The organism is Streptomyces sp. 549, assembly GCF_030124175.1.
GTDB lineage: Bacteria > Actinomycetota > Actinomycetes > Streptomycetales > Streptomycetaceae > Streptomyces.
In genome coordinates this window covers 43245-67358 of sequence record NZ_JASKMT010000009.1, presented here as the reverse complement: position 1 = coordinate 67358, position 24114 = coordinate 43245, and the positions used below count along the sequence as shown (strand labels likewise).

At 73.5% G+C, this 24114-nt stretch carries 23 protein-coding genes; 16 read left to right on the top strand and 7 right to left on the bottom strand.

Features of this window, described 5'->3' with window-relative positions:
• Positions 1-8: 8 nt before the first annotated feature.
• Positions 9-713, bottom strand: coding sequence for an MBL fold metallo-hydrolase (locus tag QNO07_RS13130; RefSeq protein ID WP_283992059.1), 705 nt, complete (start codon positions 711-713; stop codon positions 9-11).
• Positions 714-959: 246 nt separating this feature from the next.
• Between QNO07_RS13130 and hrcA the strand changes: the two genes are divergently transcribed.
• The 6 genes from hrcA to QNO07_RS13100 all read left to right on the top strand — a co-directional run bounded on the left by hrcA (position 960) and on the right by QNO07_RS13100 (position 6827).
• Positions 960-1976 carry a heat-inducible transcriptional repressor HrcA gene (gene hrcA, locus QNO07_RS13125; RefSeq protein WP_283992058.1) on the top strand — a complete coding sequence of 339 codons (1017 nt, stop codon included), beginning with the start codon at positions 960-962 and terminating at the stop codon, positions 1974-1976.
• A complete protein-coding gene (gene dnaJ / locus QNO07_RS13120; protein WP_283992057.1) occupies positions 1976-3100 on the top strand; it encodes a molecular chaperone DnaJ in 1125 nt (374 codons plus the stop codon). Before hrcA ends, dnaJ begins: the two co-directional genes overlap by 1 nt.
• 111 nt (positions 3101-3211) lie before the next feature.
• Complete coding sequence (locus tag QNO07_RS13115; protein WP_283992056.1) at positions 3212-4312, top strand: nitronate monooxygenase; 1101 nt, start codon at positions 3212-3214, stop codon at positions 4310-4312.
• Positions 4309-5073 (top strand): 16S rRNA (uracil(1498)-N(3))-methyltransferase, encoded by a 765-nt coding sequence (locus QNO07_RS13110; RefSeq protein WP_502961830.1) that lies wholly within the window; start codon positions 4309-4311, stop codon positions 5071-5073. The genes QNO07_RS13115 and QNO07_RS13110 overlap by 4 nt, the downstream gene beginning before the upstream one ends.
• Before the next feature lie 350 nt (positions 5074-5423).
• A complete protein-coding gene (locus QNO07_RS13105) occupies positions 5424-5777 on the top strand; it encodes an HIT domain-containing protein (protein WP_283992055.1) in 354 nt (117 codons plus the stop codon).
• A 135-nt stretch (positions 5778-5912) separates the two neighbouring features.
• Entirely contained in the window at positions 5913-6827 is a 915-nt protein-coding gene (locus tag QNO07_RS13100) for a ribonuclease Z (protein WP_283992052.1), read from the top strand.
• Between the two features lie 49 nt (positions 6828-6876).
• Here the strand turns inward: QNO07_RS13100 and QNO07_RS13095 are convergent, their stop codons facing one another.
• A complete protein-coding gene (locus QNO07_RS13095) occupies positions 6877-8190 on the bottom strand; it encodes a family 4 glycosyl hydrolase (protein ID WP_283992050.1) in 1314 nt (437 codons plus the stop codon).
• A gap of 38 nt (positions 8191-8228) precedes the next feature.
• On the opposite strand from QNO07_RS13095, the gene QNO07_RS13090 reads away from it, so the two are divergent.
• The 3 genes from QNO07_RS13090 to QNO07_RS13080 all read left to right on the top strand — a co-directional run bounded on the left by QNO07_RS13090 (position 8229) and on the right by QNO07_RS13080 (position 14955).
• Positions 8229-9299 (top strand): PfkB family carbohydrate kinase, encoded by a 1071-nt coding sequence (locus tag QNO07_RS13090; RefSeq protein WP_283992049.1) that lies wholly within the window; start codon positions 8229-8231, stop codon positions 9297-9299.
• 275 nt (positions 9300-9574) lie between these two features.
• Entirely contained in the window at positions 9575-13369 is a 3795-nt protein-coding gene (locus QNO07_RS13085) for an nSTAND1 domain-containing NTPase (protein ID WP_283992047.1), read from the top strand.
• Between the two features lie 152 nt (positions 13370-13521).
• Positions 13522-14955, top strand: coding sequence for a polysaccharide deacetylase family protein (locus QNO07_RS13080; protein ID WP_283992045.1), 1434 nt, complete (start codon positions 13522-13524; stop codon positions 14953-14955).
• Between the two features lie 5 nt (positions 14956-14960).
• On the opposite strand, the gene QNO07_RS13075 is transcribed toward QNO07_RS13080, so the two are convergent.
• The 4 genes from QNO07_RS13075 to QNO07_RS13060 all read right to left on the bottom strand — a co-directional run bounded on the left by QNO07_RS13075 (position 14961) and on the right by QNO07_RS13060 (position 17593).
• Positions 14961-15389: a nuclear transport factor 2 family protein gene (locus QNO07_RS13075; RefSeq protein ID WP_283992044.1), complete on the bottom strand. Its 429-nt coding sequence runs from the start codon at positions 15387-15389 to the stop codon at positions 14961-14963.
• 5 nt (positions 15390-15394) lie between these two features.
• Positions 15395-16201, bottom strand: coding sequence for an MBL fold metallo-hydrolase (locus QNO07_RS13070; RefSeq protein ID WP_283992043.1), 807 nt, complete (start codon positions 16199-16201; stop codon positions 15395-15397).
• Positions 16202-16225: 24 nt separating this feature from the next.
• Positions 16226-16855, bottom strand: coding sequence for a DsbA family protein (locus tag QNO07_RS13065; RefSeq protein ID WP_283992042.1), 630 nt, complete (start codon positions 16853-16855; stop codon positions 16226-16228).
• A 207-nt stretch (positions 16856-17062) separates the two neighbouring features.
• A complete protein-coding gene (locus QNO07_RS13060; protein ID WP_283992041.1) occupies positions 17063-17593 on the bottom strand; it encodes a MarR family winged helix-turn-helix transcriptional regulator in 531 nt (176 codons plus the stop codon).
• 206 nt (positions 17594-17799) lie between these two features.
• On the opposite strand from QNO07_RS13060, the gene QNO07_RS13055 reads away from it, so the two are divergent.
• The 7 genes from QNO07_RS13055 (at position 17800) to era (ending at position 23314) form a co-directional block, all read left to right on the top strand.
• Positions 17800-18795, top strand: a complete 996-nt coding sequence (locus tag QNO07_RS13055) for a PhoH family protein (RefSeq protein ID WP_283992040.1) — start codon at positions 17800-17802, stop codon at positions 18793-18795.
• Positions 18796-18807: 12 nt separating this feature from the next.
• Positions 18808-19305 carry an rRNA maturation RNase YbeY gene (gene ybeY, locus QNO07_RS13050; RefSeq protein ID WP_283992039.1) on the top strand — a complete coding sequence of 166 codons (498 nt, stop codon included), beginning with the start codon at positions 18808-18810 and terminating at the stop codon, positions 19303-19305.
• On the top strand, positions 19302-20618 hold the full coding sequence (locus QNO07_RS13045; protein WP_283992037.1) for a hemolysin family protein: 1317 nt from the start codon (positions 19302-19304) through the stop codon (positions 20616-20618). The genes ybeY and QNO07_RS13045 overlap by 4 nt, the downstream gene beginning before the upstream one ends.
• 218 nt (positions 20619-20836) lie before the next feature.
• Positions 20837-21628 carry a hypothetical protein gene (locus tag QNO07_RS13040; RefSeq protein WP_283992036.1) on the top strand — a complete coding sequence of 264 codons (792 nt, stop codon included), beginning with the start codon at positions 20837-20839 and terminating at the stop codon, positions 21626-21628.
• Complete coding sequence (locus QNO07_RS13035; protein WP_283992035.1) at positions 21609-21971, top strand: cytidine deaminase-like protein; 363 nt, start codon at positions 21609-21611, stop codon at positions 21969-21971. The genes QNO07_RS13040 and QNO07_RS13035 overlap by 20 nt, the downstream gene beginning before the upstream one ends.
• A gap of 3 nt (positions 21972-21974) precedes the next feature.
• Complete coding sequence (locus QNO07_RS13030; protein WP_283992033.1) at positions 21975-22382, top strand: hypothetical protein; 408 nt, start codon at positions 21975-21977, stop codon at positions 22380-22382.
• Positions 22379-23314 (top strand): GTPase Era, encoded by a 936-nt coding sequence (gene era / locus QNO07_RS13025; RefSeq protein WP_283992032.1) that lies wholly within the window; start codon positions 22379-22381, stop codon positions 23312-23314. Before QNO07_RS13030 ends, era begins: the two co-directional genes overlap by 4 nt.
• Before the next feature lie 87 nt (positions 23315-23401).
• On the opposite strand, the gene QNO07_RS13020 is transcribed toward era, so the two are convergent.
• A complete protein-coding gene (locus tag QNO07_RS13020) occupies positions 23402-24013 on the bottom strand; it encodes a TerB family tellurite resistance protein (protein ID WP_283992031.1) in 612 nt (203 codons plus the stop codon).
• Positions 24014-24114 lie beyond the last annotated feature (101 nt).

The following is a 24114-nucleotide window of genomic DNA, read 5'->3' as shown; positions in this document are numbered from 1 at the left end:
CCATTGTGCTACCCCTCACCGAAGCGACGGGCGAGCGCCGCGCGTTGGGTGTGCACGAACGCGGCGTCGACCACCGCGCCGTGCCCTGGCACGTACACCGCGTCCGGGCCGCCCAGTGCCACCAGCCGGTCCAGCGCCTCCGGCCAGCGCGCGGGCTGCGCGTCCGGCCCGGCCTGCGGCTCACCCGACTCCTCCACCAGGTCGCCGCAGAACACCACGTCCGGGCTGCCCGGTACCAGCACGGCCAGGTCGTGCCCGGTGTGCCCGGGTCCGATGTTGGCCAGCAGCACCCGGCGGTCGCCGAGCGACAGCGACATCTCCCCTGACACCTCGTGGTGCGGGGAGACCAGCACGTCCGCCGCCTCGGCCGCGGTGTCCGCGGGCACGCCGTGGCGGACCGCGTCCAGGCGCAGCGCGTCGGCCGAGCGGCGCAGCAGTTCCGCCGTGCCGACCGCGCCGTACACCTCGACGCCCGCGAAGGCGGCGGTGCCCAGTACGTGGTCGAAGTGCGGATGGGTCAGCACCACGTGGGTCACCGGCTGCCCGAACCGCTCACACACCTCCCGGCGCACCGCCGCCCCGTCGCGAAGCGTCGCGCCGGTGTCGACGACCAGCACGCCGCGGCTGCCCGCGACCGCCCCCACCGTCTCGTCCCAGCCCGGCATCCGGCGTCGCACGACACCCGGCGCCAGCTCCTCCCACACGCTGTCCATGCGGCCGACGCTAGCCGCCCGCCGGGCCGCGCGCCCACCGTGCCGCGGCGGCGCGCGGTACGGTTCGGTCCGGCCGTGCTTGCCGACCCCGTTGCGGCCGGTCGTACACTGGCACGGGGACGCTGGCACTCCCCGCCTCGGAGTGCCAGGGCGGCGGACCGCCCGACCCCCGGGGGCGGCCGGTCGATCTGGATCAGCGCGGCCACCGAGGACCCATGCAGGTACATCCGGACGGAGGTGCGCGAGATGCTCAGTGAACGCAGGCTCGAGGTGCTGCGCGCCATCGTGCAGGACTACGTGGGCACGGAGGAGCCGGTCGGTTCCAAGGCGCTCACCGAGCGGCACAACCTCAAGGTGTCGCCGGCGACGGTCCGCAACGACATGGCCGCGCTGGAGGAGGAGGGCTTCATCGCCCAGCCCCACACCAGCGCGGGCCGCATCCCCACGGACAAGGGCTACCGGCTGTTCGTCGACAGGCTCGCCGGCGTCAAGCCGCTGTCCTCGCCGGAGCGCCGGGCGATCCAGAACTTCCTCGACGGCGCCGTCGACCTCGACGACGTCGTGGGGCGCACGGTGCGGCTGCTGGCGCAGCTCACCCGGCAGGTCGCCGTGGTGCAGTACCCCTCGCTCACCCGGTCCACGGTGCGCCACGTCGAGCTGCTGGCGCTGGCGCCGGCCCGGCTCATGCTGGTGCTGATCACCGACACCGGCCGGGTCGAGCAGCGGCTGGTGGACTGCCCGCAGCCGCTGGGCGAGCCCTCCGTCGCCGACTTGCGGGCCCGGCTCAACAGCCGGGTCGTGGGGCAGCGCTTCACGGAGGTCCCGCGGCTGGTGCAGGACCTGCCGGAGTCGTTCGACGCGGAGGACCGCGGCACGGTCTCGGTGGTGCTGTCCACGCTGCTGGAGACGCTGGTGGAGGAGACCGAGGAGCGGTTGATGATCGGCGGCACCGCCAACATCACCCGCTTCGGACCGGACTTCCCGCTGACCATCCGGCCGGTGCTGGAGGCCCTGGAGGAGCAGGTCGTCCTGCTGAAGCTGCTGGGCGAGGCGAAGGACTCGGGCATGACCGTGCGCATCGGTCACGAGAACGCCCATGAAGGACTGAATTCCACTTCGGTGGTCTCCGTCGGCTACGGTTCCGGCGGCGAGGCGGTCGCCAAGCTCGGCGTGGTCGGACCGACCCGCATGGACTACCCCGGAACGATGGGAGCGGTACGCGCAGTGGCACGTTACGTCGGACAGATCCTCGCGGAGTCATAGTGGCGACGGACTACTACGCGATCCTCGGCGTGCAGCGGGACGCCTCGCAGGACGAGATCAAGAAGGCCTTCCGCCGACTCGCCCGCGAACTGCACCCGGACGTCAATCCGGACCCGAAGACGCAGGAGCGCTTCAAGGAGATCAACAGCGCCTACGAGGTGCTGTCGGACCCGCAGAAGAAGCAGGTCTACGACCTCGGCGGCGATCCCGGTGGCGCGGGCGGAGCGGGCTTCGGGGCGGGTGGCTTCGGCAACTTCTCCGACATCATGGACGCCTTCTTCGGCACCGCGTCGCAGCGCGGCCCGCGGTCGCGGACCCGCCGCGGCCAGGACGCCATGATCCGGCTGGACATCGACCTGGAGGAGGCCGCGTTCGGCACCACCAAGGAGATCCAGGTGGACACCGCGACGGTCTGCTCCGGGTGCAGCGGCGAAGGCGCCGCGCCGGGGACGTCCGCGCAGACCTGCGACATGTGCCGCGGTCGCGGCGAGGTCTCGCAGGTCACCCGGTCCTTCCTGGGCCAGGTCATGACCTCGCGGCCCTGCCCGCAGTGCCAGGGCTTCGGCACGGTCGTGCCCACGCCCTGCCCGGAGTGCGCCGGTGACGGCCGGGTCCGGTCGCGGCGCAGCCTGACGGTGAAGATCCCCGCCGGTGTCGACAACGGCACCCGCATCCAGTTGGCCGGGGAGGGTGAGGTCGGCCCCGGCGGCGGCCCGCCCGGCGACCTGTACGTGGAGATCCACGAGAACCCGCACGGCGTCTTCCAGCGCCGCGGCGACGACCTGCACTGCACGGTCACCATCCCGATGACGGCCGCGGCCCTGGGCACCCAGTGCCCGCTGGAGACCCTGGACGGCGTCGAGGAGATCGACATCCGGCCCGGCACCCAGTCCGGGCAGTCGATCCCGCTGCACGGCCGGGGCGTCACCCACCTGCGCGGCGGCGGTCGCGGCGACCTCATCGTGCACGTCGAGGTGATGACGCCGTCGAAGCTGGAGCCCGAGCAGGAGGAGCTGCTGCGGCGGCTGGCCAAGCTGCGCGGCGAGGAGCGGCCCCTGGGCCAGTTCCAGCCCGGGCAGCAGGGCCTGTTCTCCCGCCTCAAGGACGCCTTCAACGGCCGCTGACGCGGCCGTGCCCCGGCGTCACGCACCCGCTTCGGCGGCCCCCGGGCGGTCCGCGGCTCCGCGCTGCGGACCGCCCGGGGCGGGCCCGGGGGTGCGTGGCAGGATGAGTGCATGTCCTCCGCCCTGACCACGCTCTCCGCTCTGTCCGAGCATCCCGTCGTGCAGGCGCCCATGGCGGGCGGTGCCTCCTGCCCGGAACTGGCCGCAGCCGTGTCCGAGGCGGGCGGCCTGGGATTCCTCGCCGCCGGCTACAAGACGCCGGAGGCGATGTACGAGGAGATGAAACAGCTGCGGAGCCTCACCTCGCGGCCGTTCGGGGTGAACCTCTTCATGCCGCAGCCGTCGACGGGCCCCGGCAGCGACACCACGGCGGCCGTGGAGGTCTACCGCGACCAGCTCGCCGGCGAAGCCACCTGGTACGACACCTCGCTGGGCGACACCGAGCAGGGCAGCGACGACGCCTACGAGGGCAAGCTCGCCATCCTCTACGACGACCCGGTGCCGGTTGTCTCGTTCACCTTCGGCTGCCCGTCCCGCCGGGTGCTGGAGAACTTCGCGAAGGCCGGCACGTTCACCGTGGTGACGGTGACCTCCGTGGCCGAGGCGCAGGCCGCCGAGTGGTCGGGCGCCGACGCCGTGTGCGTGCAGGGCGTCGAGGCGGGCGGCCACCAGGGCACGCACCGCGACGACGCGCAGAGCGACGGGCTCGGCTCGGCCCTCGGCCTGCTGTCGCTGGTGACGCAGGTCGGCGAGGCGGTACGGCTGCCGATGATCGCCGCGGGCGGGCTGATGCGCGGCGGGCAGATCGCCGCGGTGCTCGCCGCCGGGGCCTCCGCCGCCCAGCTGGGCACCGCCTTCCTGGTCTGCCCCGAGTCCGGCGCCCACCCCCTGCACAAGCAGGCGATGACCAGCCCGCTGTTCACCCGCACCGAACTCACCCGCGCGTTCTCCGGCCGCCCGGCGCGCGGCCTGGTCAACCGCTTCATGCGCGAGCACGGCCCGTACGCGCCCGCCGCCTACCCGCAGGTCCACCACCTCACCGCGCCGCTGCGCAAGGCCGCCGCGAAGACCGGCGACCCGCAGGGCATGGCGCTGTGGGCGGGCCAGGGCCACCGCCTGGTGCGGGACCTGCCCGCCGGCCGGCTGGTGTCGGCGCTCGTCGCCGAACTGACCGTGGCCCGGGACGACCTGGCCGGGCAGGACACCCCGTGACGGCGGCCGTCTTCGTGGTGCCGCCGGAGAGGCTGCCGGCCGGTAAAGCTGGCACGGTCGGCACGGTCGGCACGGTCGTCGTGGACGGCCCCGAGGGCCGGCACGCGGTGTCGGTGCGCAGGCTGCGAGTGGGCGAACCGGTGGTGCTCACCGACGGGTCGGGCACCGGCGGGTACGGCACGGTGAGCGCCGTAGAGGGCAAGGACCGGATGGAGGTCGCCGTCACCGAGGTCCGCACCGAGCCGGCGCCGCGCCCGCGGATCACCGTGGTGCAGGCGCTGCCCAAGGGCGACCGCGGCGAACTCGCCGTGGAGATGATGACGGAGACCGGTGTGGACGCCGTCGTGCCGTGGGCCGCCTCGCGCTGCGTCACCCAGTGGCGGGGCGAGCGCGGCCTGAAGTCGCTGGCCAAGTGGCGCAGTACCGCCCGCGAGGCCGGCAAGCAGTCCCGCCGGCTGCGCTTCCCCGAGGTCGGCGAGCTGGCGGACACCCGTGCGGTGGCCGCGCTGCTGGCCGCCGCGGACTTCGCCGCGGTGCTGCACGAGGAGGGCAGTCGACCGCTGGCCGCCGCCGAACTGCCCGCGTCGGGTGAGGTGGTGCTCGTGGTGGGTCCGGAGGGCGGCGTGTCCCAGGAGGAGCTGGCGGCCTTCGCGACGGCGGGCGCGCACCCGTACCGGCTCGGCCCGAGCGTGCTGCGCACCTCCACCGCGGGCACCGCGGCCGCGGCACTGCTGCTGGGCCGCACCGGCCGTTGGGGTTGAGAGCCGCCCATGGCGACGGCTTCCGGCGCCTTGGGCGCGCACGGGCTCCGGGCCTGGTGACGGCGAAGCCCTGTTCGTCCCTGACCACCCGCCCGTCGAACGCGGGTTCGCGGACCGGCCGCCCGGCGGTCGGGCCGGTCCCGGGGGTTCGGGGCCGGCGCCCGCGGAACGGCGGTTCTGGTCAGCTGAGGTTCAGTGGCCGGGCGCCGGTCAGGCGCGCTTGCGGTGGCGGGCGAGGAACAGGATGCCGCCGCCGAGCGCGAGCACGGGCACGCTCGGGGCCCGTGCGAGCCCGGCCGTGGACCCGCACCTGGCGGGCCGGACGGGCGGACCCTAGTACCATCCGCGGCATGGCTGGAGAACCCCAGGCGGACTGCCTGTTCTGCAAGATCGTCGCCGGTGACGTCCCCGCGACGCTGGTGCACGAGACGGCCACCACCGTGGCCTTCCGGGACATCAACCCGCAGGCGCCCACACATGTGCTCGTCATCCCCCGGGCCCACCACCGCGACGCCGCCTCGCTGGCCGCCGCCGATCCGCAGGCCGCCGCCGACGTGCTGCGCGCCGCGGGTGAGGTCGCCGCCGCGGAGGGCGCCGAGGCGTACCGGCTGGTGTTCAACACCGGGGCCGGGGCCGGCCAGACCGTCTTCCACGCCCACGTCCACGTGCTGGCGGGCCGCGGCCTGGAGTGGCCGCCCGGCTGACCGCCGACTCGCCACCCGCCCGGGGCCGACCCCCGGGACCCGGGCCTGGGACCCCGGACCGCAGCCCGTCACGCGCACTCCTGTGCCCTGCACACCACCCTCAGCCCGTATCCAGAGCGGAGACGCAACGCCGCCATGTCCGCCCGTGAACTCGTCGTGCTCGGCACCGCCGGCCAGGTCCCCACCCGGCACCGCAACCACAACGGCTACTTCCTGCGCTGGGACGGCGAGGGGCTGCTGCTGGACCCGGGCGAGGGCACCCAGCGGCAGATGCTGCACGCGGGGGTGGCCGCGCACGACCTGACGCGGCTGTGCGTCACCCACTTCCACGGGGACCACTCGCTGGGCCTGGCCGGGGTGATCCAGCGCATCAACCTGGACCGGGTGCCGCACCCGGTCACCGCCCACTTCCCCGCGAGCGGCCGGCACTTCTTCGACAGGCTGCGGTACTCGACCGCGTACCGCGAGACGGTGCAGCTGGTGGTGGAGCCGGTGCACGAGGACGGGGTGCTGGCCCGGACGCCCGCCTTCACGCTGTCCGCCCGTCGGCTGTCGCACCCCGTCGAGTCGTTCGGCTACCGGCTGGAGGAACCGGACGGCCGCCGCATGCTCCCGGAGCTGCTGGCCGAGCACGGCATCCGGGGCCCGGACGTCGGACTGCTCCAGCGCGACGGCGAACTGCGCGGGGTGCGGCTGGAGGATGTCAGCGAGCACCGGCCAGGCCAGCGGTTCGCCTTCGTCATGGACACCCGGCTGTGCGACGCCGTGCATCAGCTCGCCGCGGACTGCGACCTGCTGGTGATCGAGTCGACGTTCACCGACGAGGACGCGCAGCTCGCCGCCGACCACGGTCACCTCACCGCCGGCCAGGCCGGCCGCGTCGCCGCGGAGGCGGGCGTGCGGCACCTGGTGCTCACGCACTTCTCGCAGCGCTACGGCGACCCGGCCGTCTTCGCCGAGCAGGCCCGCCGGGCCGGCTTCACCGGCGAGCTGACCGTCGCCCACGACCTGGCGCGCGTCCCCGTTCCGCCCCGGACCGGCAGCCGCTGATCGGGTGCCGGTGCCGGAGACGCTCCCGCGAAGGCCCGGTTCCGGCCGGTCAGAAGCCGGCGCGGGTGAGGACGCGGTCGGCGACCGCGGGGGAGTCGACCAGCGGGTGCAGGGCCAGCGCCCGCAGCGCCGCCCGGCGGCACCCGGTGAGCGCCGCCTCGATCGTGGCCCGCTCCACCGCCTTCACCTGGAGCACCAGGCCCAGCTCGGCAGCGTCCAGACCGGCGCTCGGCAGCGGGCGGGCGCCCCTGGCGTCGACCTCGCAGACCGTCTCGATCACCGCCTCGTCGTCCAGCGCGGGCAGCGTGCCGCGGTTGCGCACGTTCAGGATCAGCCTGGCCGGCTCGTCGCGCGCGAGGGAGCGCATCAGCGCCAGCGCCACACCCTCGTAGCCGCCGCCCTCCAGGTCGCAGGTGTCGCGCTGCCAGCCGCCGCTCGCCGCCCGCGCCTCGGCCATGTACGTCTCCTCCCGCTCCAGGCGGGCGCGGCGCCACAGCTCCAGCGCCCGGTCCGGCTGCTCGGCGGCGCGGGCGAAGAACGCGGACTGCTGCCGGTCGAGGAACTCGCCGCGGGTCTCCTCCGCGTCCCGCACCGCCGCCAGCGTCTCCCGGCGGAAGTAGTAGTAGTGCAGGTACTCGTTGGGCAGCGCGCCGAGCGCGGACAGCCAGCGGGCGCCGAACAGGCGGCCCTCCTCGAAGCCCGCCAGCGCCTCCTCGTCCGCGAGCAGGCCGGGCAGCAGGTCCCGTCCCGGCCCGCCGGCCCCGCCGGGGGCGGTCAGCGTGCGCAGCCAGCCCAGGTGGTTCAGGCCCGTGTAGTCGTAGCCGACGGCGTCCGGGTCGGCGCCCGCCGCCCGCGCCGCCCGGCGGACCAGCCCCACGGGCGAGTCGCAGATGCCGATGACCCGCCCGCCCAGCACGGCGGACATGGCCTCGGTGACCATGCCGGCCGGGTTGGTGAAGTTGATGACCCACGCGTCCGGCGCGACCGCCCGCACCCGTTCGGCCACCCGCACGGCGACCGGCACGCTGCGGAGGGCGTAGAGCACGCCGCCGGCGCCCACCGTCTCCTGGCCGAGCACGCCCTCCGCCAGCGGCGTCCGCTCGTCGCCGACCCGTCCCGCGGTACCGCCGACGCGGACCGCGGAGAACACGAAGTCGGTGCCGCGCAGTGCGTCGTCCAGGCCGTCGGCGACGCGGACCCGCGGACCGCCGGGCAGCTGCCGCAGCACCGAGCGGACGACGTCCACGCGGACCGGGTCGGTGTCGTACAGGGCCACCTCGCTGACCAGCCCGGGATCACCGGCCAGCGCGGCATGGACCAGGGGGGTGCGGAATCCGCCGCCGCCGAGAAAGGTAAGTCGCATGCCCCGGACGGTACTGCGCTTCCGGCAGACTGAGAGGCATGCTCGACCCGCTCGCCGCCGTGCGCACCCCGCAGGACCCGCCCTGGGACGTGTACCTGACCGGGACCGTGTTCCTGGACATCATCTTCACCGGGCTCGACTCCGCACCCGTGCGGGGCACCGAGTCCTGGGCGCGCGGCATGGGCTCCAGTCCCGGCGGCGTCGCCAACATGGCGACCGCGCTGGCCCGGCTCGGGCTGCGCACCTCGCTGGCCGCCGCCTTCGGCGACGACATGTACGGCTCCTACTGCTGGGACGCACTCGCCGAGGGGGAGGGCATCGACCTGACGCTGTCCCGGACGGTGCCCGGCTGGCACTCGCCGGTCACGGTGTCCATGGCGTACGAGGGCGAGCGGACCATGGTCTCCCACGGCCATGAGGCACCGCCACCTGAGGAGCCGGTGGTGGACGACCCGCCGCCGTCGCGGGCGGCGGTGGCCTCGCTGGTACCGGGGGAGCCGCAGGAGTGGATCGCCACGGCCGCCGGCCGGGGCTGCCGCGTCTTCGCGGACGTGGGCTGGGACGACACCGGCCGCTGGGACCTGGCCGCGCTCACCGACCTGCGGCACTGCGAGGCGTTCCTGCCCAACGCGGACGAGGCGATGCGGTACACCCGCACCGGCGATCCGCGGGCCGCGGCGCGAGCGCTGGCCGAGCACGTGCCGCTGGCCGTGGTGACCATGGGCCGGGAGGGAGTCTGCGCCGCCGACGGGCGCACCGGGGAGTTCGTGGAGGTGCCCGCCGTGGTGGTGGAGGCGCTGGACCCCACCGGCGCCGGCGACGTCTTCACGGCTGGCTTCCTCACCGGCTCGCTCGCGGGCTGGCCGCTCGCCGACCGCCTCGCGTTCGCCGGGGTGGCCGCCGGGCTGTCGGTGCGGGAGTTCGGCGGCTCGCTGTCGGCGCCCGACTGGTCGGAGATCGCCGCCTGGTGCCACCGGGTCCACAACTGCCCGGCGCAGGACCCGGCCACCCTGTGCCGCTTCGGCTTCCTGCGGGCCCTGCTCACCGACAGCGACCGGACCTGGCCGCGGCGCCGGGCAGTGCCGACCATCGGCTTCCGCACCGGCTGACGCGGCGGGTCGGCCCGGATGGCGTCGTTCGTCCTCACAGGTGCCGCAGCCACTCGGTTCACCAGGTGCGGAAACCGGGACTCGCCGGAACGAAACCGCCCCACTCCGGATCGAGCTGCCAGACTTCGCCCGCTCGCGGTGCCCGCCCGTCCGCTCGGCCCTGGTGTGCCCGAACCGGGCCGCAATTGCCTCAGGACGGACGGAAACATAGGTTGGGCGCCTGTTCGACCACGGTGGAGGGGTCGGCGTGGCGAGTAGGCGAAAGGTGCTGTCCGGTGGGACGTCGCGAGAAGCCGGTTGATCCGGACGCCGGTCCTGTACAGCGTCTCGCGCACGAGTTGCGTCTGCTGCGCGAGGAGGCCGGCAAACCGCCGTACCGCGAGATGGCCAAGCGGGCCGGATACTCGACGACCGCGCTGTCCCAGGCGGCGGCCGGTGAGCAACTGCCCACCCGGGCCGTGGTGCGCGCCTACGCCGAGGCGCTGGACGCCGACCCCGGCGAGTGGGAGGAGCGCTGGCGGCAGGCGGACGACGCGGTCCGGTCATCCGCGGCGGACGAGCGGGCGCCGTACCGGGGGCTGGCCCGGTTCGAGCCGGACGACAGCGAAATCTTCTTCGGCCGGGAGGCGCTGGTCGGCGAGTCGCTGGACATGGTGCGCGAGCACCGGTTCGCCGCGGTCTTCGGACCGTCCGGCAGTGGCAAGTCCTCGCTGCTCAGGGCCGGGCTGATCCCGGCCTTGCGCCGGGCGCCGGGCGCCGGCGCCCCGGCCGTGATCCGGGTGCTCACCCCGGGCGAGCGGCCCGCCCGCACCCACGAGAAGGCTCTCCGCGCGCTGGACGGCGAACGGGACACCTGGGTGGTCGTCGACCAGTTCGAGGAGCTGTTCACGCTCTGCCACGACCGTTCGGAACGCGACCGGTTCCTGGACGGGCTGCTCGCGGCCCGGCGCCCGGACAGCCGGCTGCGGGTGGTGGTCGCCGTACGCGGTGACTTCTACGGTCACTGCGCCGAGCACCGGGAGCTCGCCGAGGCGGTCAGCAAGGCGAACCTGCTGGTCGGACCGATGGGCCGGGCGGAGCTGCGGGAGGTGGTCACCGGCCCCGCCACCGCGGTGGGACTGAACGTGGAGCGGGCCCTGACCGCTCGGATCATCGACGAGGCCACCGGGAGGCCGGGCGCGCTGCCGATGCTCTCGCACGCTCTGCTGGAGACGTGGCGCCGCCGCCGCGGACGCACCCTGACGCTGGCCGCGTACGAGGAGGCCGGCGGCGTACGCGGGGCGGTCGCCGCCACCGCCGAGCAGGTCTACGGCGACCTGGACGAGCACCAGAGCCGCTCGGCCCGTCGCATCCTGCTGCGGCTGATCGCCCCGGGGGACCGCACGGCCGACACCCGCCGCCCGGCGTCCAGGTCCGAGCTGGTGCCTGCCGCGTCGGAGGTCCTGGAACGCCTGGTCGCGGCCCGTCTGGTGACCCTGAACGGCGACACGGTCGAACTCGCCCACGAGGCGCTGATCACCGGCTGGCCGCGTCTGGCCCGCTGGATCGGGGAGAGCCGGGACCGGTTGCGCGCCCAGCGGGCACTGGGGGAGGCCGCCCTTGCCTGGGACGAGCTGGACCGTGATCCCGGCGCGCTCTACCGGGGGACCCGCCTCGACCGCGCCGAGGAGCTGTTCGGCAGGCAGCCGGAAAGGCCGGACAAGCCGGAGGTGGAAGCGAACGACGACCTCACCCCGTCGGAGCGGGACTTCCTGACCGCTTCGGCCGCGGCCCGTGACGGCGAGCGGAAGGCCGGGACGCGCGCCGCCCGCCGCACGCGTGCCCTCACCGTCGGTCTCTCGGTCGTCCTCGTACTCGCGCTGGTGGCGGGACTTGCCGCCTGGCAGCGCAACCGGGTGAGCGAGGAGGAGGCCGCCAAGGCCGCGGCCCGCCGCCTGGCCTCCGTCGCCGACAGCCTTCGCTCCACCGACCCCCGCACCGCATCGCTGCTCGGTGCCGCCGCCTGGAGGATAGCCCCGCTCACCGAGTCCCGCTCGGCCCTGCTGGGCGCGCTCGCGCAGCCGGAACGGGACGCCTTCACCGCCCAGCAGACCGGAAGGGACACCAGGCGCTTCCTCACCGACTCCGGCCGCACCCTGCTCAGCGTGGACGGCAGCCGGGTCACCGCGTGGAACGTGGCCGAGCACCGCCGCACCGGCGCGTACCGTCTGCCGGACGACGCGGAGGCGTTCGAGGCCGGCCCCGACGCGCGGTCCCTCGTCCTGACTGCGGCGGGCAGCGACACCCTGTGGAACCTTGCCGAGGGGAAATCCGCCGCCGATCTGGGGGATGCGGCGCTCGGAGCGACCGCACCCGACGGGCAGGCGTATCTCACCAGGCCACTCAACGGCCCGGGTCAGGTTCGGGTCCGGCGGACGAACGACGGCAAGGTCCTCCTCACCACCGGCGTCTCCCGGGACGTCACCACCGCGGCTCTCAGCGACGGCGGGCGCGTGGCCGCGCTCTGCCCGGCCGGCGGCTCTCCCCAGGTGTGGGACACCGCCCACGGCAGACGCCTGACCGGCGCCTGGGACAGAGCAGGCCGGGCGGTCTGCGGCACCGGCTCGGGAGCGGACGGCGGGGACCGCCTGCTGGACTTCAGCGCCGACGGCAGGCAGCTGGCCGCGGCCCACGGGAATGCCGCCACCGTGTGGGACGTCCGCAGCGGGCGTGTCGCCGCCGACTTCGCCAGCGGCGGCACCACCGGCTTCACCCGGGCCGGTCTCTCGCCCGACGGGAGGTTCCTCGCCACGGTCGACGACCAGGAGATCACCGTGTGGCGCCTCGCGGCAGGCGGTGTTCGGGTCTTTCACCGGCCCCTGGCGGGCGCGGAGGTCCGCGCCCTGACGTGGACGCAGGACGACGGCCGCCGGGTCCTGCGCTACCTGGACCGCGCCACCGTCCGCACCCTGGACCTGACCGACCGCCTCGCGCCGCGCTGGCGGAGCACCCCGGCCGACACCACGGTTCTCAGCCCGGACGGCACCGCCCTCGCCACCGCCACGCGTTCCGGGGACGGGTACCGATTCGAGTTGCGCTCCACCGGCACCGGCACGGTCCTCGCCCGCACCATGCTCGGCCGCCTGCCGGGCGACGCCGACGACGAGGCGCCGCGGCTGGCCTTCGGTCCGGACAGCCGCACGCTCGCCGTCGCGGACACGGCCTCCCCGGGCGGTTCCCCGCAGCTGCGCTTCACCGTCTGGGACGTGCCTGCCCGCAAGGTCCGGACGTCGTTCACCACGTCCGGACCGGCCGACCGGCCGGTGTCCGCGATCGCGCTGGGCTCCGGCGGGCGCACTCTGTCGGTCGTGCGCTCCTGGGGCGACGGCGAGGTGGCGGAGGTCTGGGACACCCGCACCCGCCGCCGCTCGCGAACCATGCCCGGCTTCTTCGGGCAGGTCGTGGCCGTGCGGCCGGACGGACGGCTGCTGGTGGGCTCCGCCGACCAGCACGCCGACATCCCCGCGGACAAGGTCACCGGCTGGGCGCTCGCCGACGGTCGCCAGGTCACAGCCCTGGCCTTCAGCCCCGACGGCAGCCGGCTCGCCGTCGGCGACGACACCGGGCACGTGACCCTCTGGGACGGTGGCCTGCGTCACGCCGCGGGTGTGTTGACCGGCACCGCCGACACCAACTCGCAGGGCCAGTCCGAGGCCGTGGACGCACTCGCCTTCTCCTCCGACGGCCGCACCCTCGCCGTGGGAGGAACCGGCGGCACCCTCCGCCTGTGGGACACCGACGGACAGCAGATTCTCGGCGGTGACCTGCCCACGCTCGGAGTCGAGATCCGCTCCCTCGCCTTCGGCCGGGCCGACGGCACGCTCTATGCCACCGGTCCGAACGTCGTGCTGCAGCGCTTTCCGATCGCCTCCGACACGGCCGTCCGCGCCATCTGCGACCGGGCGGGCGGCGGGCTGACCCGGGCGCAGTGGGAGACGCACGTCCCCGACGCCCCGTACCGGCAGGTCTGCCCGGCAGCCTCCGGACACACGCGCGAAGGCGGGCAGAAGGTCATCGAAGACGGCCGCTGAATTTGTTCACAGTGAGCCCGGGGCTCGCTGAAAAACGCTCCTGAGCAGAAGGATCTGCATCAGAACGGCCGCCGCGTCCTTGTGCACGGCGGCCGGCCGGCGTCCGTTCCGCGACGTCCGGAAGGTCCACTCACTCCTCAGGTTCTGGTCCCATGCACTCTCGCCCCCTGATCTCCTCTCTCCTGCTGCTCGGCACACTCTCCTTCGCGGCAGCCTGTTCGCCCGGGCCGTCCGAGCCCCCGGGTTCGGTGGGCGCCGACGCGCGGCCCGGCTCGCCCTCCACGGTGCGGGCAGTCGACCCATCGACGATCAAAGGCCTGAAGATCGTCAATGACAACAGCGAGCACGCCTCCTGCCGCTTCGCGACCAGTTACCCGGTCGTGCCCGGTGCGGAGGCGATGACGGCCGCAATGAAGAAGGACGTCGAACAGCGCCTGTCCAGCTTCCGTACCGGGGCCTGCAATGACGGCCCGGGCGACGCGGAAGTCCCCGACTTCAACATCAGCCACCAGTTCCTGACCGCCTCCGGCGATGTCCTCGGCGTCCGGCTCAGCACGCGGGACCCCCATGCGGCGGGGTCCGGGCTGTCGAGCAGGACGTACTGGTACGACGGCAGGGCCGCCGCGTACCGCACGGCTCTAGGACTTGTCGCCGACGGTTCCACGGACAGCTTCCTCGCCGCTGTGAAGGACCAGCTCCAGGGGCGCAAGGGCGTGGACACCGCCGTCCTGGACGACGCCTTCGCCTCGCCGAACCGCACCGCCGTCCTGGACGACATGGCCTTCACCGCCGACGGCGGACTGCGGGTGGAGTTCGACCGCGGCGACGTGGCCGTCCCCGCCGCCGGTTCCCCCACGGTGACCCTCTCCAAGGAGACGACCACCCCGTGGCTGTCCGACTTCGGGAAGCGTGCCCAGCGGGAGACCGTCAGCCCCGGCGGTTCGCTCGACCTGGGCGCGGGCCACATCCCCGCCCAGGCCCTCCCCACCGCCACCGCCTCCGGTGACGACAGCACCGACTGCAAGAAGGTCAAGTGCGTCGCGCTGACCTTCGACGACGGGCCGGCGATGCCGGAGACCGCGACCCTGTTGAACAGCCTCGCCCAGTACGAGGCACGCGCCACCTTCTTCGTCGTCGGCCAGAACGTCGCCGCCCACCCCGAACTCCTCCGCGCCGAGGCGAAAGCCGGCCACGAGATCGGCAACCACACCTGGGACCACCCCGCCCTCACCCGGCTCACCCCGCAGCAGATCGCCTCCCAGCTCGACCGCACCAGCGCAGCCGTCAAGGCCACCACCGGCAAGGCCCCCACGACGCTCCGTCCGCCCTACGGCGCCATCAACCAGACCGTCAGGGACGCCACCAGTCTCTCGCCGGTGCTGTGGGACGTGGACCCCGAGGACTGGAAGTACCGTGATTCCGCCAAGGTCGCGCAGACCGTCATCAGCAGGACCCGGCGCAACGACGTCGTCCTGATGCACGACATCCACGCCACCTCGGTCGCCGCCGTCCCGCAGATCCTGCGCACCCTCACCGCCCGCGGTTACCACTTCGTCACCGTCAGCCACCTGCGCGCCTCGCTCTGACCCTCCTACGCCATGGCGTCGCGGACGAGGGCGGTGTCGACGAACTGCTCGAAGCGGACGATCAGGCCGCCGCGGACCACGAAGTGGTGGGCGACGCGCACGTCGAGCGGCTTGCCGGTGGCCTTGTTGGCCGCGGTGTAGCGGGCGAGGACGACGACGTTCTCACCCTCGGCGGCGTAGGTGTCGTCGTGGGCGGTCCAGTCGTCCCACTCCTCGCCCAGCTGCCGCATCACGTTCGAGGTGACGCCGTCGGGGGTGCGGTAGGTGTCGGCCAGGGGGAAGCCGGCCATCTCGGTCCACTCCACGTCGGGGGCGAGGGTGGCGCGCAGGGCCTCCAGGTCGCCGGCAGCGGAGGCCAGGTACTGGCGGCGGACCACGTCGGCCGGGGCCGTGGAGGTCGCGAAGGTCGCGAAGTCGGTGTGCTCGCAGGTCATGGCACTCAGCCCCACTTCATCTCACCCATGGCGACCTTCGCCCCGATCTGGGCGGCGATCAGCATGCCGTTGTCCGGGTAGCGCCTGACGAGTGCCTCGGTCAGCGCGGCGCCGTCGGCCGCCTTGCCGAGCTCCTCCTCGAAGGCGACGAGGTAGTCGCGGGTGGCGGTGACGGCCGAGGCGTCGGCCGCTGTGCCGGGCAGGCGGTGGCCGGGCACGACCAGCTCCGGTTGGAGGGCGGCCATCTCGTCCAGCAGCTCGATCCAGGTGGAACGGTGCTCGGAGGTGGGGGTGTCGGCGACCCAGACGTGCTCCTGCTGGAAGAGCAGGACGCCTCCGAGGAGGGCGCGGTGCTCGGCCTGCCACAGGTAGTGGCGGTCGGGCAGGCCGGCCGGGCCGCCCTTGAGCTCGAAGCGGTGGCCTTCGAGGGTGAGGTCGCCGGTCAGCGGAGTGAGGTCGACCAGGCGGGTGGGCAGGTTCGGGCCGGCGGCCTCCCACGCCTTGAGCTTGCCCTCGTAGGAGTGCTGGATGTGCTCGATGACGATCGGGGTGGCGACAAAAGCGGCGTCGGGGAAGGCGTCGGCGAGGACCTCGGCTCCGAAGTAGAAGTCGGGGTCGCCGTGGCTGACGAAGACGGTGGTCAGCTTCTTGCCCGAGTCGAGGAGTTCGGCGGCGAGGCGGTGGCCGTCGGCGCGGGTGAAGCCGGCGTCGACCAGCAGCGCCTCCTGCTCACCGGTGACGATTGTGGCGGTCTTGTTCTTGCTGCCGATGGGGAAGTCGAGGTCGAGGATCTTGAAGGAGAGGGTGCTCATGCGGGGCCTCCTGAGGGGCGGACTTCAGTGGGTGGGGGAGGTGGCGGTCAGGGCGGCCAGCCGCCGGTCGACCTCGTCGGCGGTGGCGTGGCCGCGGGCCAGGGTGGCGACTTGCTCGCCGTCGACGGCGAGCAGCGTGGGGAAGCCGGTGACACCCAGTTCGGCGGAGCGGTGGAAGTCGGCTGCCGCCGCGGTGTGCGCTTCGGGCGCGTGGATGTCGGCGACGACGGTTTCGGCGTCCATTCCTGCCTCTTCGGCGACCTTGCGGTAGGTCGCGGGGGCGGAGAGGCTGAGGCCGTCGAGGTAGAAGGCCCGCTGGAGGGCGGCGACCAGTTCCGCCGCGAGGTCGGGGGCCGCTCGGCGCAGGGCGGCGACGCCGCGGGCGGCGGCCTCGGAGTCCATCACGAACGACCCGTCGGCGATCAGCCGCTCGTAGCCCTCGCCGAACTCGGCGCCGGTCAGCTCGGCGATCCGGGCGTTGGCGCCCTGGACGTGGCCGAACTCGCGGACCGGCACCCGGCGCGGCCCGGTGAACAGACCGCCGGAGACCACCTCGACCGGCAACTCGGGATGACGGGAGGCAACCTCGCGCAGAGTTCCGGAGAACCCGTGCGACCAGCCGCAGTAGGCGTCGAAGACGTAGACGAGCCTCATTCAAGGTTTCAACGAAGGTGCGGCGCTTGCTGAACGCGAGCGATTACCTGAGAGAACAGTAACTGACTCCTCAGGTATTCCGTCGTTCGTGTGGCGCCCGCCACGCTGCGCTTCTTCGGCTCTGGGCTCTGCGGCTCCGCGGCTCTTCGGTTCAGGGCACTGCCGGCGCATGGGTGAGGCGGCACGTGCCAACCCGGCGGAGGCTGTTCAGGGCAGGCGGGGCAGCTCGTCCCGTGCGGAGTGGCTCAGAATCCGCAGGTCCTCGGCGAACCGCTCCCGATCCTCGGGCGGCAGGGGCGCCAGGAAGTAACGCCGGACGTTCGCCACGTGCACCCGGGACGCCCGCACGGTGGTCTCCTCCCCCAACCGGGTCAGCCGTACCAGGCGCCCGCGCCGGTCACCGGGGTCCTCGGCGCGCTCCACCAGGCCGGCCGCCTCCATCCGGTCCACCAGGCGCGTCGCCCCGCCCGTGGTGAGCACCTGCTCCTGGGCGATGGCCCGCATCGACAGCCCCGGGTCGCCCGCCCGCCCGAGAATGAGCAGCACCTCGAACATCAGATGGCTGATGCCGCACTCCAGCTCCAGCGACCTCCCGAGGATGTACTCCAGCCGGTTCGCCGCCCCCTGCAACCGCCCGAACGCCAGCACCAGCGCATTGTCCGCGGCCTCCTTCGGCGACGCGATCTCCGTCGGTTCCTCCACGTTCCCCCCACCTGCCTGATCCTCCACGCCATGCATCCACCGATCATGCCTCGTGCGGCCTTGGGAGCTCACCTTGCGGGAGCACGCAGTCCCCGCCCCCGGGGCCTGTTGCTGATGCGTCCTGCGGGGTCTGTGAGGTCGAGGTGGTAAATCGCTCGGGCCTGCCCGTGGCCCGGCGTACTCTGAGAGGCACGCATCCGACGCAGTCAGAGAGAGGGTTGAGCAGGCCACAGAGCCGGCCCATGACGAACACATCGACAGAACAGGCACATGCGCGTTTCGCTGTACCGGCCAAGCATCCGATGGTCACGGTGCTCGGCTCCGGCGACGCCCTGCTGCGTGTGATCGAGCAGGCGTTCCCGGCCACGGACATCCACGTCCGGGGCAACGAGATCACCGCCTCCGGAGACGCCGCCGAGGTGGCCCTCGTCCAGCGCCTCTTCGAGGAGATGATGCTGGTGCTGCGTACCGGCCAGCCGATGACGGAGGACGCCGTCGAGCGGTCGATCGCGATGCTCCGCAGCGCGGGCAACGGCGCCGACAGCGAGACCCCGGCCGAGGTCCTCACCCAGAACATCCTGTCCAACCGGGGCCGCACCATCCGCCCCAAGACGCTCAACCAGAAGCGCTACGTGGACGCCATCGACCAGCACACCGTGGTCTTCGGCATCGGTCCCGCCGGCACCGGCAAGACGTACCTGGCGATGGCCAAGGCCGTGCAGGCGCTCCAGGCCAAGCAGGTCAACCGCATCATCCTGACCCGCCCCGCGGTGGAGGCCGGCGAGCGGCTGGGCTTCCTGCCCGGCACGCTGTACGAGAAGATCGACCCGTACCTGCGGCCGCTCTACGACGCGCTGCACGACATGCTCGACCCTGACTCCATCCCGCGCCTGATGGCCGCGGGCACCATCGAGGTCGCCCCGCTGGCCTACATGCGGGGCCGCACACTCAACGACGCCTTCATCATCCTCGACGAGGCCCAGAACACCAGCCCCGAGCAGATGAAGATGTTCCTGACCCGCCTGGGGTTCGAGTCGAAGATCGTCATCACCGGCGACGTCACCCAGGTCGACCTGCCCAACGGCTCCAAGAGCGGCCTGCGGCAGGTGCAGGAGATCCTGGAGGACGTCGACGACGTGCACTTCGCCCGGTTGACCAGCACCGACGTCGTCCGGCACCGGCTGGTGGGGCGTATCGTCGACGCCTACGAACGCTACGACGACCGCAACGGAAAGTAGCCGACCCGCACCATGTCGATCGACGTCAACAACGAGTCCGGCCAGGAGGTGGACGAGCAGGCGATCCTCGACGTCGCCCGCTACGCCCTGGCCCGGATGCGCATTCACCCCCTGTCCGAACTGTCGGTCATCGTCGTGGACGCCGAGGCGATGGAGCAGCTCCACCGCCAGTGGATGGACCTCCCCGGCCCGACCGACGTGATGTCCTTCCCGATGGACGAGCTGCGTCCGCCGGCCAAGGACGACGAGGAGCCGCCGCAGGGGCTGCTCGGGGACATCGTGCTGTGCCCGGAGGTCGCGCGGAAGCAGGGCGAGGAGGCCCCCACCGGGCACTCCATGGACGAGGAGCTGCAACTGCTCACCGTGCACGGTGTGCTGCACCTCCTCGGTTACGACCACGAGGAGCCCGCCGAGAAGGCCGAGATGTTCGGCCTGCAGAAGGCCATCGTCGACGGCTGGCGCGAGGAGCGGGGCCTTACCGGCCCGTCTCCCGCGCCGACCACCACATGAGCGCTCAGCTGCTCGCCGCCGCGGTACTGCTCACGGTGCTGGCCTGGCTGTCGGCGTGCGCCGAGGCCGGGCTCGCCCGCACCACCGGGTTCCGGGCCGAGGAGGCGGTGCGCGCCGGCCGGCGCGGCAGCGCGAAGCTCGCCGCGGTGGCGGCCGACCCGGTCCGCTACCTCAACCTGGCGCTGCTGATCCGGATCGCCAGCGAGACCGCCGCGGCCGTCCTGGTCACCTTCGGCTGCCTGCGTGCCTTCGACCAGACGTGGCAGGCGCTGGCCGCGGCCGTGGCCGTCATGGTGCTGGTGTCGTTCGTCGCGGTCGGGGTCTCCCCGCGGACCATCGGCATCCAGCACTCACTGAACACCGCGACCGCGGCGGCCTACGTGCTGCTGCCGCTGGCCCGCGTCATGGGGCCGGTGCCGCAGCTGCTGATCCTGCTCGGCAACGCACTGACCCCCGGCAAGGGCTTCCGCAAGGGCCCCTTCGCCTCCGAGGCGGAGCTGCGGGCGATGGTCGACTTCGCCGGCGCCGAGTCCCTCATCGAGGACGACGAGCGCCGCATGGTCCACTCCGTCTTCGAACTGGGCGACACCCTCGTCCGCGAGGTGATGGTGCCGCGCACGGACCTGGTGACCGTGGAGCGGTACAAGACCATCCACCAGGTGCTCACGCTCGCCCTGCGGTCCGGCTTCTCGCGCATCCCCGTCACCGGTGAGAACGAGGACGACGTGGTGGGTGTCGCCTACCTCAAGGACCTCGCCCGCACCGTCCACATCAACCGGGACCGCGAGTCCGAGCGGGTCTCCACCGTGATGCGCCCGGCGGTCTTCGTGCCGGACACCAAGAACGCGGGCGACCTGCTGAAGGAGATGCAGCGCGACCGCAACCACGTCGCGGTGGTGATCGACGAGTACGGCAGCACCGCGGGCATCGTCACCATCGAGGACATCCTGGAGGAGATCGTCGGGGAGATCGCCGACGAGTACGACCGTGAGCTGCCGCCCGTGGAGGAGCTGGGCGAGGGCCGCTTCCGGGTGACGGCCCGCCTCGACATCGGGGACCTGGGCGAGCTGTACGGTCTCGACGACTTCGACGACGAGGACGTGGAGACCGTCGGCGGTCTGCTCGCCAAGCTGCTCGGCCGGGTGCCGCTGGCCGGCGCCTCCGCCGTCGTGGACCTCTCCGAGGACCGGGCGGACCCGGACCTGGCCGGGCTGCGGCTCACCGCCGAGTCCACCGCCGGCCGCCGCAACCGCGTGGAGCGGGTGCTGGTCGAGCGGGTGCAGATCTCCGAGGACACCGCCGCGTCCGACTGACGCCCGCCGCGTCCGACTGACGCCCGCCGCGTCCGACTGACGCCCGCCGCGTCCGACTGACGCCCACAGCCCACCGGTGGCGCTGGAGGTGGCGGTGGAGGTGGCGGTGGAGGTGGCGGTGGGGACATCGATCCCAACGCCTGCACAGAGCTGTTTCACGTCACCCGAACGGGTGTACGGCGGTGGCCGCGGGGACGGCCCGGTGGCCCCATGGAGGGATGGACGCGCACCTCCGCACCACCCTCGCCGCCGCCGGTGCCGCGCTCGCCCTGCTGTCGGGCGGGTGCGCCGGCGGACAGCAGCACGACGGCCCCGGCACTGCCGCGGCCACCGGCCCCCACCCGGCCGACCTGGACGAGGACCGGCTCCGGCTGGCCCTGCTCGACCTCGGTGACCTGCCGCCGGGCTGGGTGCCCGACACCGAGGGCGCCGCCGAGGACCGCGGCATAGGAGTCCCGCAGCCCGACGACGGCCCCTGCCGCACGCTGTTCCAGGACCCGGCCGAGACCGCGGCCGACACCCGCTTCGCCCGCTCCCCGGTCGGGCCGTTCGTCACCACCCGCACCGGCGCGCACGGCAGCGCCGACGGGGCCGAGGAGGCGCTGAGCGCCTTCGAGCGGGCTGCCGAGCAGTGCTCGCGCTTCCAGGTCACCGAGGGCACCGGCGTGGACAGCGGCACCGTCGCCTACGAGGCGCGCCGCCTCCGCCTTCCGGAGCTGGGCGACGACAGCGCCGCCCTGCGGTTCGTGCGCAGGGGCCCCGGTGACGACCGGCTGACGGTCGTCGCCGACGTCGTCTACGCCCGGGTCGGGGCCGGCACCGTGCACCTGGCGCAGGCGGGGCCCGAGGAGGTGGACGGCGAGGGCGTCGAGCCCCTGGCGCGGCGGGCCGTGGAGAAGCTGGGCGAGGTCACCGCTGAGCAGGAGCCGGACCACGAGCAGGTCGAGCCCGACGGCGTCCCGGACGTCACCCAGTTGAGGGCCGCCGCGTATGCTCGCCCACATGAGTGACGCGCCCGACGTGGACCCCGAGGACCGCAAGATCATCACGCTGGCGCGCAGCGCCCGTGCCCGCAACGGGGTGCCCGAGGGCGCCGCCGTCCGCGACGAGACGGGACGCACCTACGTCGCCGGCACTGTCGCACTCGCCTCGCTGCGGCTGAGCGCCCTGCAGACCGCCGTCGCGATGGCGGTCGCCTCCGGCGCCACCTCGCTGGAGGCCGCCGCCGTCGTCTCCGGCAGCGCCGAACTCCCCGCGGACGACCTGGCGGCCGTGCGCGACCTGGGCGGCCCCGGCACACCGGTGCTGCTCGCCGCACCCGACGGCTCCCTGCGCACGGCGGACGTGGTCTGACCTGTGCCGGACTTCCTGACGGACCGCCGGCAGGCGTGGGTCATCACCGTCATCGGCACCGCGCTGCTGGCCGGCGTCGTCATCGAGCTGGTCATCGGCGAGTGCCTCGACGTCCTGCTGCTGGCCCTCGGCCTGCTCCTGCTGCCGCAGGGGCTCAGCCAGCTGGCCCGCTCCCACCAACGGCCCGACCTGCTCCGCAAAGCGCGGATACTGAGCGCGGTCGGGGCGGTCGCCGCCGGGCTCACGGTGTGGACCTGGCTGGTGCTCGGCTGGGTCAACGGCGACGGCACCGACTGGTGGGTGTTCGCCGCGGCGCTGCTGCTGCTGGCAGCCGGTGTGCTCGCCCTCGCCGGTGTGGTCGCCTCCCGGCGGTCGGAGGGCCCGGGAGGATCAGGGAGAATGGGCGCATGAGCGAATCCTCCCCCGCGTCCCCGCACCGCGCCGGCTTCGCGTGCTTCGTCGGCCGCCCCAACGCGGGCAAGTCGACGCTGACCAACGCGCTCGTCGGCACGAAGGTCGCGATCACCTCGAACCGGCCGCAGACCACCCGGCACACGGTGCGCGGCATCGTGCACCGCCCCGAGGCGCAGCTCGTCCTGGTGGACACGCCCGGGCTGCACAAGCCCCGCACGCTGCTGGGGGAGCGCCTCAACGACGTGGTGCGGACCACCTGGGCCGAGGTCGACGTCATCGGCCTGTGCATCCCCGCCGACCAGAAGCTCGGCCCCGGTGACCGGTTCATCGCGGCGGAGCTGGCGGGGCTGAAGAAGACACCCAAGGTCGCCGTCATCACCAAGACCGACCTCGTCGACTCGCAGAAGCTCGCCGAGCAGCTGATCGCGGTGGACCGCCTCGGCCGTGAACTCGGCCTGGAGTGGGCGGAGATCGTGCCGGTCTCGGCGGTCGGCTCCAGCCAGGTCGGTCTGCTCGCCGACCTGCTCGTCCCGATGCTGCCGGAGAGCCCGCCGCTGTACCCGGACGGCGACCTCACCGACGAGCCGGAGCAGGTCATGGTCGCCGAGCTGATCCGCGAGGCGGCGCTGGAGGGCGTGCGGGACGAACTGCCGCACTCCATCGCGGTCGTGGTGGAGGAGATGATCCCGCGCGAGGACCGGCCCGCGGACCGCCCGCTGCTGGACGTGCACGCCAACGTCTACATCGAGCGCCCGAGCCAGAAGGGCATCATCATCGGCCCCAAGGGCAGTCGGCTCAAGGACGTCGGCACCAAGTCCCGCAAGCACATCGAGGCGCTGCTCGGCACGCCCGTCTACCTGGACCTGCACGTGAAGGTCGCCAAGGACTGGCAGCGCGACCCCAAGCAGCTGCGCAAGCTCGGCTTCTGACCCGATCGCCCCGCTAGCGGCTCGGCCGCCCCGCTCCCGACCCGGCGGCTCCGCCGGTTCGGGAGCCGTCGGCGTGCGGTGTGCGGCTCAGCGGCGCTCGGGGGCGCCGGCGAGCAGCCGCTCGACCTCTGCGGCCCGCAGCCGCAGCGCGGTGCCCAGCGAGGCCAGCGCGGCCTGCTCGGCCACCTGGTAGGGCCCGTCGGCGAGCGCGATGCGGGCGCCGAGCAGCAGCAGGCTCTCCCGCCCGGCGGGGGCCAGGTGGGGCACAAGCGGGGTGAGCACCTCGTGCAGCGCCACCTCCACGCTCACACTGTCCGCGCCCAACGCGGCCAGTAAGGCGAGCAGTTGCTCCTCCCGGGCGTCCGGGTAGCCGGCCTCCCGCAGGGCGCCGACAGCCGTGTCCCGGGCCGCCCGCGAGTCGGTGCCGCCGGCTGCCAGCATGCTGAGCGCGACGCTGTGCACCGCGTCGCGAAGCATCGCCGACAGGCGGGTGGTGGTGGGCTGGTCGGCAGCCGTGGCGGGGAAGGCGGTGCGGCAGGACATGCAGGCCACCACCGGTTCGGCGGAGCCGCGAGCCAGGACGGGCAGGCCGAGCACCACAAGCCGGCGACGGCCGGTGCGCCGCTCGTAGTTGCGGTCACCGCCGCAGCCGGGGCAGAAGAACTCGCCGTCACCCACCGTGGTCCACGCCGTACGCATGCTCGCCAAGCGCAGTCCGCCCACGCCGCACCTCCGTAACACCTCGGCTCCGTTGCCGCGTCGAGTGATGTTAGCCACAGGAGGCCGGTGCCGTCAGCATC